A 10,568-nucleotide genomic window follows, 5' to 3' on the forward strand; every position below is an offset into this window, starting at 1 on the left:
GTTGAGCCTGTCAAAGCACAAAAATCTTTAGGTTATAAAAATACTATTCAATTTCAAGATGTGTCAGCCTACACAATTAGCAACGGACAAACTCAAAGTATCTTAGATACAGAGGTGAACTTGATTGGTATCAATAACCTCGATGCTGTCTCCGATGAACTTAGTCAAGAGTTTGAAGAAATTTTAGAAAGAAAGGCTCAACAATAATGGATATTAGTCACTGTTCTGAATGCAATAATAATAAAATAGTCAAAGTTAAGGAAAATGGGAAAGAATTCATCGTCAATAATAATAGTCAGAAATTAATTACTAAGATAAAAATAGATAATTGTTTAATCATCGAGGGGAAAAGATGCGACTGGCTTTTAGAAATTGATGATCCCTGTAGCTTGGCTCTTTATATTGAACTCAAGGGTAAAAATATTGAACAAGCTTATGATCAATTATTGTCAACTCTAAATCATTCTTACTTACAAGAAAGACATAAAAAATCTAAAAAAGAATGCTATATTGTCGCTTCTAGAGTACCAAAAGCTGGAACCAATGTTCAGGTTTATCAAGCGAGATTAAAACAAGCTCATCCCGAAGTTAGTTTAAAAGTCAGGTCGATGAAAGCTGAAATCACTATTTAGGTTTTTCCCTCAGAAAAAAGCTGAACTAATTATTCCTGTCCCGATTGACAAAATCCCTGTAAATATATTGCTGGAGTTTATTACTTCGTTGCTTTCCAATTAAATATGGAAGAAATGTATCAACGAGTACGCAATAAAAATGCTGGTATGTTATAATTAGGTGGGTGTTAAAAATTGTCAGACACCCTTCTTATTAAGAAAAAATTAAGGCTAGATTAAGGGGAAATCGGCACCCCCCTTATCAAGGGGGGCAGGGGGGATCAGAAGTCTGAAAAAGCATTCTATTTTTTAAGACAAGCAGAATCTATGAACCAAGAATCTCTCAGCTTTGTCCATGGGAATGTCAAGTCAGCCGATCGCTTTTTAGTGTGTGGATTGGGTAGTCTCGGACAACACTGCGTCAAGTCTTTAAAAGAGTTTGGGGTTAGCGTTGTCGGTATCGAACTAATACAGCCTCCCAGTTGGGAAATTAATGATTTTCCCGATTTATTAGAGGAAATAATTATCGGTGATTGTCGTCAAAAAAACATTTTAGCAAGAGCGGGAATCGATCGCTGTCGGGCTGCTTTAATTGTCACCAGTGATGAGCGAATTAATGCCACCACTGCCCTAATTATTCGGCAATTAAATCCCCTTACTCGCTTAGTGGTGCGTTCTTCTAAAGATAATCTCAATCAGCTACTCAAGGAACGTTTAGGCAATTTTATCGCCTATGAACCCACCCAACTACCCGCCAATGCCTTTGCTTTAGCCACATTAGGCACAGAAACCCTCGGTTTTTTGCATCTCGACGGTCAGAAATTGCGGATTATCCAGAGACAAATTAGCCCCGAAGATGGTTTACTCGATCGCTTTTTAGGTGATTTAAATACCCCCACCCGTCGTCTGTTAGCACACACAGCCCCCGATGAACCTTTAAGGGCCGGATTTTATCAATGGTCCCCCACCACCACTATCGGGGCAGGTGATACCATTACCACCATCGAAACTACCTATCAAAACATCGATGCTGTCCGCCAGAAACCGTCAAATTCTCCCCAGAAGTTGCGGGATTTTTGGCAGAAATTGCTCAAAGAAATCCAACAATTCTGGCAATTGAGTTTTCAGCAGCAAATTCACCAGGTGGCTTTCCTGTCAGTATTTATCATTATCCTCCTAGTAATTATCGGGACTTTTCTTTTCCATCTCTACGCCCCGAGAGCTTCCTTTATTTCCTCTCTTTCAGGAACAGCGATCCTTTTATTAGGTGGTTACGGCGATGTTTTCGGTGGCTCTAACCCCGAAGATTTAAATGCGGTTCCCTGGTGGATGCAGCTATTTAGTCTCTTTTTAACCTTAGCTGGAACCGCTTTTATCGGGGTTCTCTATGCCATTTTGACAGAAACTTTATTATCATCAAAATTTAAATTTATCCCCAACCGTCCCCCAGTTCCCCAACAGAATCATATCGTTATTGTGGGCTTAGGTCGAGTCGGCAAAGAAGTGGCTAATTTATTACTAGAAATGCAACAGGCGATCGTCGGGGTCAGCTTAAATAGAGATTTTGATGCGACTATCCTGCCAAAAATGCCCCTGATGACGGGAAATATCGAAGAATCTTTAAAAAATGTCAATTTAGATAGGGCTAAAAGTATAGCGATTGTTACCGATGACGAAATCCTCAATTTAGAAGTGGCCCTAACCACCCGCAAACTCAATCCCCAAAGCTACTTAGTCATCCGCACCACCGACGACAACCTTAGTCAACAATTAAGTCAAATTCTGCCCCGCTCTCACATTTTAGGAACCAACACCGTAGCGGCAGAAGCCTTTACGGGAGCGGCTTTCGGAGAAAATATTATCTATCTGTTCCGTTGGGCGCAAAAAACGATTCTGGTGACAGAATACGAGATCGAAGCTGGGGATACTCTCAATGGTAGCTCGATCGGGGATATTGCCTACGGTTATCGAGTCGTGCCGATCCTACACCAACGAGAACGGCAAGCCCCGAAATTAATGCCCGAAGATTATCTCAATTTACGCATCGGCGATCGCATTGTGGTGCTGGCCACCATCAACGGACTGCGACGGGTGGAACAGGGTCGTCGCACTCCCAAAACTTGGCGCGTGCGGGTGGAAAAAGCCTTTAACCGCAATATTGCCGCGGAAGCGCCCACCGTGATCAGTCGTTTTTCTAATTGTCCCCTGAAAACCGCCAGCGATCTCATGGAAAATTTGCCAGCGACTCTCGGCTCCCCCCTCTACGAACAGCAGGCGATTCGATTAGTTTCCGAGTTAAAAAAAATTCAAGTTCAAGCATTGGCCATTCCAATTACAGGTCAAAAATAACAATTTTGCTTAACTCAGAAGTTGATCCAACTTAGCGAAGAATTGATGAACATCTTCATGAATTTCATCAGATTTCATGTTAGTGGCGACGATTTCGCGGGTCAATTCTAAAGATGGAACAGATTCTAAAACAGGTTGATGAGATTTAAGCCTTTGAAAAAGAGAGTCCTTATTTTCAAACAATAGCTTTTTCCCATCCACAACTTGAAAAATATTTGCCTTGACATCTCTCCAAGATTGATTTCGAGGCAGGGTAAGATTTTCGTTATCAAAAAACTCCCTAATTATTTTTTGAACTGGAGAGAAAAAAATATCTTGGTCGTTAAAACCGCCGGTTTGTTGAGCTGCTCTAATCCAAGCATCGGGAACTAATAAATAATTCTCAATATTTTTTCGTCGCCATTCATATAATGATTGCTTCGGATCATTTGCTTCTGGGTGGAAGGCCTGATCGTCATCATCATAATCAAACAATACCAACCTTTTCGCCGATGGAATTATTTGTTTAATCCCGTTAAAATGACGATCAGAATCTTCTTTCATTTTCTTCTTATTGCCGCCTCCCATAACCCGACAACAAACCTGATTCAATTTATCCTGCCTTCCTAAAGAAGTGGCAAAACCTCGTAAAAGACGCTCATCTGTTTCTCCTTCAACATACAAAATAACGGGATAATTAAATTCCGAAAGCTGTGTTATCTCTAAGTTAGAAACATCGGCCATCGCTGTTAAAATCGCTGGTGTAGCTTCCACTCTTTTAGGAATTCTATCAAGTAATGAGATAATTTGCCGAACGTCAACCCCTCTAATAAACTCTTCTGCGTGGGTGGCAATAAGAAATTGAGTATTTCTCTCGATCGCCTTTTGATTCTTAAAATAATCTAGAATCTCTCTTTGCAAGTTAACATGAAGATGAGCATCGGGTTCATCCAGTAAGATAGTAGTAGGTTTATAACCATAAAAAAATGCCAACAAGGTTAAAGTTTGATGGAAACCGCTGCCAGCAGATATAATGTCATAGGATTTGCCCCCCTGTTTATATTCGCAGATTATTTGGGTGTCCACTCCTCGTTCGTATTGAGGGTCTTTTAAATCAACGTTAAACCAGTTTTTGACAACCTTTTGAATTTCACTCCAATCCTTTCGATTTTCTTGCCAAACTCGCAGCAGTAAATTTCTTAATATACTTCCGGGCTGCGCTTTTCCCACTTGTTTTCGCAGCGGTCCGTCATCACGCCATTCTTCATTGGGTTCTAATCCCGAAAAGGGCGGAACGTAAGCAATAATAGGTAAAAGAGAAGGGGAGTGATTTGACTCTCCTTCTAATTCACGGAAATGTTCCCATCCTTCCGAAGGAATTGCGTAGATAGTTTGAGGAGAACTATATCGTAGTTTAACCCCCAAAGAGCATGGTTTTAGCCCAGAAGATTCCGCTATCCAAGTAACATCAATTTCAATGAGAATAAACTCTTGCTTTTTGGAACCATCTACTTTTGGATAGTGGCGCTCGGTCTTCTCTCGCCACAAAAGATTAAATTCTGGAACGGGAAGGGCTGTAAAGTTGGGAAGGACAACTTGTTTGCCGGTCGTTCCGCTCCGTTTCGCCCGCCGGAACTCCTCAATACAGAACTGCCAGATCGCTAAAGCCTGTAAAATGGTGCTTTTACCACTGTTATTCCGTCCAACTAAGAGATCGAAGAGAGCAAACTCGTAGGTTTGTTCCTTGATACTCTTGAAATTTCTCAGGGTTAGCTTGGTTATCATCGATCTGGTTAGGCTGTCGGCATCTTCATCTTAAATTACGCAAGTTAACATCGCTCACTTTCCCAGACCCCATTTTTAAGGCCAAAAATAGATCGGGACTAACTCATCTCTCCAGCTAGGGCAACGAAAACGATCGCGCTTGTCGGTGCAGGGATCGGAGGGGAGTCGATCGCCTGGATTAGCACTCAAGCCCTAAGAGTGCTAAATTAACTATAAGGAGTCCTATTACAACAGCGATACCATGTCCAAAATCATTGCCTTTAAAGATGAATCCCGTCGCGCCCTAGAAAGAGGTGTCAACGCCTTGGCCGATGCGGTAAAAATCACCCTCGGTCCGAAAGGACGCAATGTCTTGTTAGAAAAGAAATACGGCGCCCCCCAGATCGTTAATGACGGCATCACCGTCGCCAAAGAAATCGAATTGTCCGATCCCCTCGAAAACACCGGGGCGAGATTAATTCAGGAAGTAGCGGCAAAAACCAAAGATTTAGCGGGAGATGGCACCACTACCGCCACCATCATCGCCCAGGCTTTAATTAAAGAAGGTCTGAAAAACGTTACCGCCGGGGCCAATCCCGTCGCCTTAAGACGCGGACTAGACAAAACCATCGCCTATCTGGTGGAAGAAATCGCCGCCGTAGCTAAACCGATCGCCGGAGATGCGATCGCTCAAGTGGCCACCGTTTCTTCCGGCAACGACGAAGAAGTGGGAAAAATGATCGCCGCCGCCATGGAAAAAGTCACCACCGATGGCGTAATCACCGTGGAAGAATCGAAATCCCTAACCACGGAATTAGAAGTAGTGGAAGGGATGCAGATCGATCGCGGTTATATCTCTCCCTATTTCATCACCGATCAAGAAAGACAGATCGTCGAGTACGACAACCCCCTGATCCTGATTACCGATAAAAAGATCAGTGCGATCGCTGAATTAGTCCCCGTCCTCGAAGCCGTTGCCCGTCAAGGTCGTCCCCTATTAATTATCGCCGAAGATGTGGACGGCGAAGCTTTAGCCACTCTAGTGGTCAACAAGGCCCGGGGTGTCTTAAATGTCGTCGCTATCAAAGCCCCCAGTTTTGGGGAACGTCGCAAGGCGGTTTTACAAGATATCGCCATCCTCACCGGCGGTCGTCTGATTTCCGAAGAAGTGGGCTTAAGTCTTGACACGGTTAGCCTCGATCTGCTAGGGCAAGCGGCAAAAATCACCCTAGAAAAAGACAATACAATTATTGTCGCCTCTGGGGACAGCCGCAATAAGGCCGATGTGCAGAAACGTCTCGCCCAACTGAAAAAACAGTTAGAAGAAACCGATTCTGAATTCGATAAGGAAAAATTACAGGAACGCATCGCTAAATTAGCCGGCGGTGTGGCCGTGATTAAAGTCGGGGCAGCCACAGAAACCGAACTCAAGGATCGCAAACTCCGCATCGAAGATGCCCTCAATGCCACCAAAGCCGCCGTGGAAGAAGGTATCGTCCCGGGCGGTGGTACAACCTTGATTCATCTGGCTTCTAAGGTGAAGGCTTTCAAAGCTTCTCTCACTAACGATGAGGAAAAAGTCGCCGCCGATATCGTCGCTAAAGCCCTAGAAGCCCCCCTGCGTCAGTTAGCCAATAACGCCGGCGTGGAAGGCGATGTGATCGTGGAAGGTGTGCGCGAAACCGCTTTTAGCGTCGGTTACAATGTCCTCACCGGCAAGTACGAAGACTTAATCGCCGCCGGAATTATCGATCCGGCTAAAGTGGTGCGGTCAGCCGTTCAAAACGCCGCTTCTATCGCCGGTATGGTCCTAACGACCGAAGCCCTCGTGGTCGAAAAACCCGTTAAAGAAGCCGCAGCCCCTGATATGGGCGGCATGGGCGGCATGGGCGGCATGGGTGGCATGGGCGGCATGGGTGGCATGGGTATGATGTAATTCCTGATGCCGTCTGGCCCCTGAAAATAATCTCATGCAATTGAGCCAATCTGTCCCTTTTCTGGTTATCGTCGGCATTAGGGACAGGTTTTTTTTCCTCGGGAAAAACTTTTTCAGCAGAACCTGCTTAATCTATCCTTTGCATTAGTCCAGACACTACACTAGAAAAGAAGGATTATTCCCAGAAATCATGACACTGCTGACGGTTCGATCGCTCAAAAAAGACTTCGGTATCAAGGAAATTCTCAAAGATGCCAGTTTTAGCCTCGATGATCGCGATAAAGTCGGCCTGATCGGTACGAATGGATCGGGAAAATCGACCCTATTGAAAATGATCGCCGGTTTAGAATCGATCGATGGTGGCGAAATTCAAATCAATTCCGGGATGAAAATCGTCTATTTACCCCAGCAACCCGATCTAGACAATGATAAAACGGTTTTAGAGCAGGTTTTCGCCGATAGTGGCGAAAGTATGACTTTAATTAAGGAATACGAGGAATTGTCCGATCGCCTTGTCCATGAGCCAGAAAATCTGGATACTATTATGGAACGTTTGTCAAGGGTTTCGCAACAAATTGATAAACTTGCCGCCTGGGATTTAGAAACCAATGCTAAAGTTATTTTAAGTAAACTGGGTATCGATAATTTTAATGCTCGCGTGGGAGATTTATCGGGGGGATATCGCAAAAGAATCGCCATCGCTACCGCACTTTTAGCCGATCCTGACTGTTTATTGATGGATGAACCCACAAACCATTTAGACGCGCTTTCCGTGGAGTGGTTACAGAGTTATTTGTCCCGTTTTCGGGGAGGATTATTATTAATTACTCACGATCGCTATTTTCTCGATCGAGTGACTAATCGCATCATTGAAATCGATCGGGGAGATTTATCTACTTATGCCGGTAATTATGCCTATTATCTAGAAAAAAAAGCCTTAGCGGAAGAATCGATCGCCAGTAGTCAACGCAAACACGCGGGAGTTTTGCGACGGGAATTAGAATGGTTATCCCGGGGACCAAAAGCGCGCAGTACCAAACAAAAAGCGCGGATCGATCGCATTCAGGCAATGGGTAATAAGGAATTTAAACAGGTGGAGGGAAAAGTCGATATTGCCACCGCAGGAAGACGCATCGGCAAAAAAGTTATTGAAGTAGAAAAAATCTCGAAAGCTTACGGAGATCGCACTTTAATTAAAGATTTTACCTATATTTTTACCCCCGAAGATCGCATCGGTATTATTGGCAGTAATGGGGTAGGAAAATCTACTCTCATGGATATTATTACCGGGAAAACTCTCCCCGATTCAGGCACGGTTGACATCGGTTCCACTATTCATATTGGTTACTTCGATCAACAATCCGATGATCTCAATATCAACGAAAATCAAAGAGTGATCGAATATCTGAAAAGTGTGGCCGAATTAGTCAAAACCCTAGACGGTAGCGTGATTACCGCTTCCCAGATGTTAGAAAAATTTCTCTTTCCTCCCGATCAACAGTATGCACCAATTTATAAACTTTCTGGAGGGGAAAGAAGACGCTTATTTTTACTACGAGTTTTGATGAGTGCGCCTAATGTTTTAATCTTAGATGAACCCACCAATGATCTCGATGTGCAGACTTTAGCAATTTTAGAAGAATATTTAGAGGACTTTAACGGTTGTGTGATTGTTGTTTCCCATGATCGCTATTTTCTCGATCGAGTAGTTGATACTATTTTTTCCTTTGAAACTGGGGGTAATATCCGTCAATATCCGGGTAATTATTCCCTTTATCTCGATCAGAAAAAAGAGGAGGAGGAACCCAAAGAAAAAAAAGTCACCCCAAAAACTGTTAAAGCTTCTCCGTCACCCGTCAATAAGAAAATCTCTTTTAAAGAGAAAAAAGAATACGAAGACATCGAAAAACAAATACCAATTTTAGAATCAAAAAAAGCTGAAATTGAACAGGTACTTTATGGAGAACCCCTAGAAGATTTTACCAAAATAACCGCGCTGACCGAAGAATTAGCTCAATTGAGTCAAAAAATTGATAATTTAACCGATCGCTGGTTAGAATTAGCGGAAAAATTAGGCTAGGATAATCCCTATTTTCCCGATCGATTTAGTCAAAACTGAGTGATAATTTCCGGTGAATCATCCTCATCCATGACCAGATCTACCGACTCCACCCGCAAGAGGGCCAAATTATCCTTAACCACCCCTTGAAGATAGATTTCCCCCATCCCTTCACCCCCTAGATCGATCGAGCCAAAAACTTGACCGGTTTTTGTATTAAAATTAAACTGAAAATAATTAGCTGAGGAAATTCCCTCTCTGACATTATCGTATCTAGCGATCTCCTGACCACTCTTATCATAAAAAGATACCTGAAAATCTTCTAAAACTTGCATCTTTCCCGAACCTTTTTCTGAAAAGATAGTCGGGGCCGTTTTTTCATCATAACTAAAAGAACCTTTAGCTATATAACCCTGATTTCCCAACCATTGAAAATCGATCGTCACTGCTAAAACCCCTTGGCTATTCATGTTAGCAACTAAAAGCAAAGCTAGTAAAGTCAATATCATCTTTTTCATTAGTCGGTTATTTCAGTTATCAGTGATCAATGACTACAACCAGTCTTCGGGGGAATTTTTATAAGGGACTCTTTCTATCCCCATAAACCTTAAGAAAACTTCAATTACATGGGTACAAGAAAAGGAAACCCGAATGATCTTTTGTGGGGGGGTAACTTCTGTTTGCTGATATTACCCGATTTTAAGACAAAGCTCGTCAAAAACCGCCATAACGTTCCTCTAACCAGGGATCACCTCGTCGATGGTAGCCATTAAGTTCCCAGAAACCCAATTGCTCTCGATCGAGAAATTCTAAGCCATTAATCCATTTAGAACTTTTCCAAGCGTAGAGATGGGGGACAACTAAGCGCAGCGGACCACCGTGGTCGGGGGTTAAAGGTTGACCAAACAGTTGAAAAGCGAAAAAATTATCCTCGTGCAGGAATTCCTCTAGGGTGAGGTTAGTGGTATAACCACCATAACAGTGTTGCATGACGTGGGTAGCTTCCGGCAACAGGTCAATTAAGGCCATAAAATCCGATACCTTAATTCCCGTCCAAGTCACATCTAATTTTGACCAACGGGTGACACAGTGAAAATCCTTAGTAAATTCCCACTGCGGTAGGGCCATAAAATCCGACCAGTTAAAAATTTTAGTCGTGGCCACCTTTCCCCAAACCTTGAATAACCATTCCTCGGTCTTGATTTGGGGAGTATCTCCGTAGGTAAGCACAGGAAAACCACTAGCGAGATATTGGCCCGGAGGAACTCGGTCTTGATCGGGAGATTCTGGTTTTTTAAAGAATTTGCCTAACATTAGTTGAGACTCACAACGAAAACCCTAAACAAATCTTAAAATATTAGGGAGCGAAAAGGTTTTCTCTACCTCACTCCCCACCATCAAGTTATTCCTTGTCTCCCCCTTCTTCTTCCTCTTTAGTGGGATAGACAAAGCTGTTAGAACGACCAGAAAGGACAGATTTACCCAAAGATAAGGCTTTTTGCGCTTCCCGAGCCGCTTGCTTTCTCCAATGCGCTCTCCGTTGGTCGCGCTTGGCATTTGAGGTTTTCTTCTTGGGACAAGCCATAGTATTTTAACGATAGTTATAGACTCACAACCTTTCTATTCTACTCCCTATTTCCCTAATCGGCTCGCCAACTTGTCTGATTCCCTTGCTCACTACTGCCCAAAATATTGATAAAACTTAATAATTATCATTGGCCTACCTATTTAGGTTCTGCTGAATAAATCTAAAAACCTTGTTGAATAAGGTTTTTAGACTTTTTTCCCCCCAAAAAGTGCCGACCATTGGAGTGATCGGGGAAAAATTCAGTTACTTTTTCTCTGAAAATTAGGTAGTTGACCACCTGAA

Annotated in this window: 8 protein-coding genes and 1 pseudogene; 5 read left to right on the plus strand and 4 right to left on the minus strand. The window is 43.0% G+C overall.

Features of this window, described 5'->3' with window-relative positions; all coding sequences use genetic code 11:
• From PX484_RS05525 to PX484_RS05535, 3 genes and pseudogenes are all read left to right on the plus strand, one after another.
• Positions 1 to 207: pseudogene (locus tag PX484_RS05525) on the plus strand (AAA family ATPase); the annotation flags it as partial.
• On the plus strand, positions 207 to 632 hold the full coding sequence (locus PX484_RS05530) for a hypothetical protein (RefSeq protein WP_288103100.1): 426 nt from the start codon (positions 207 to 209) through the stop codon (positions 630 to 632). The pseudogene PX484_RS05525 and the gene PX484_RS05530, both read left to right, overlap by 1 nt.
• Positions 633 to 938: 306 nt before the next feature.
• Positions 939 to 2,960, plus strand: coding sequence for a potassium channel family protein (locus tag PX484_RS05535; RefSeq protein WP_287766640.1), 2,022 nt, complete (start codon positions 939 to 941; stop codon positions 2,958 to 2,960).
• A 9-nt stretch (positions 2,961 to 2,969) separates the two neighbouring features.
• Here the strand turns inward: PX484_RS05535 and PX484_RS05540 are convergent, their stop codons facing one another.
• Positions 2,970 to 4,724 carry an ATP-dependent nuclease gene (locus PX484_RS05540; protein ID WP_002802702.1) on the minus strand — a complete coding sequence of 585 codons (1,755 nt, stop codon included), beginning with the start codon at positions 4,722 to 4,724 and terminating at the stop codon, positions 2,970 to 2,972.
• Between the two features lie 241 nt (positions 4,725 to 4,965).
• On the opposite strand from PX484_RS05540, the gene groL reads away from it, so the two are divergent.
• Together groL and PX484_RS05550 are read left to right on the plus strand one after the other, a co-directional pair.
• Positions 4,966 to 6,639 carry a chaperonin GroEL gene (groL, locus tag PX484_RS05545; RefSeq protein ID WP_016516009.1) on the plus strand — a complete coding sequence of 558 codons (1,674 nt, stop codon included), beginning with the start codon at positions 4,966 to 4,968 and terminating at the stop codon, positions 6,637 to 6,639.
• Between the two features lie 190 nt (positions 6,640 to 6,829).
• A complete protein-coding gene (locus tag PX484_RS05550) occupies positions 6,830 to 8,719 on the plus strand; it encodes an ABC-F family ATP-binding cassette domain-containing protein (protein ID WP_288103101.1) in 1,890 nt (629 codons plus the stop codon).
• Positions 8,720 to 8,748: 29 nt separating this feature from the next.
• Here the strand turns inward: PX484_RS05550 and PX484_RS05555 are convergent, their stop codons facing one another.
• The 3 genes from PX484_RS05555 to rpmF form a co-directional block, all read right to left on the minus strand.
• Complete coding sequence (locus PX484_RS05555; protein WP_287766638.1) at positions 8,749 to 9,216, minus strand: hypothetical protein; 468 nt, start codon at positions 9,214 to 9,216, stop codon at positions 8,749 to 8,751.
• A 196-nt stretch (positions 9,217 to 9,412) separates the two neighbouring features.
• Complete coding sequence (locus tag PX484_RS05560) at positions 9,413 to 10,012, minus strand: sulfite oxidase-like oxidoreductase (RefSeq protein WP_016516006.1); 600 nt, start codon at positions 10,010 to 10,012, stop codon at positions 9,413 to 9,415.
• A gap of 88 nt (positions 10,013 to 10,100) precedes the next feature.
• A complete protein-coding gene (rpmF, locus tag PX484_RS05565) occupies positions 10,101 to 10,283 on the minus strand; it encodes a 50S ribosomal protein L32 (RefSeq protein ID WP_287670115.1) in 183 nt (60 codons plus the stop codon).
• Positions 10,284 to 10,568 lie beyond the last annotated feature (285 nt).

This window comes from Microcystis sp. M49636_WE2 (genome assembly GCF_030065375.1).
Lineage (GTDB): Bacteria > Cyanobacteriota > Cyanobacteriia > Cyanobacteriales > Microcystaceae > Microcystis > Microcystis aeruginosa_C.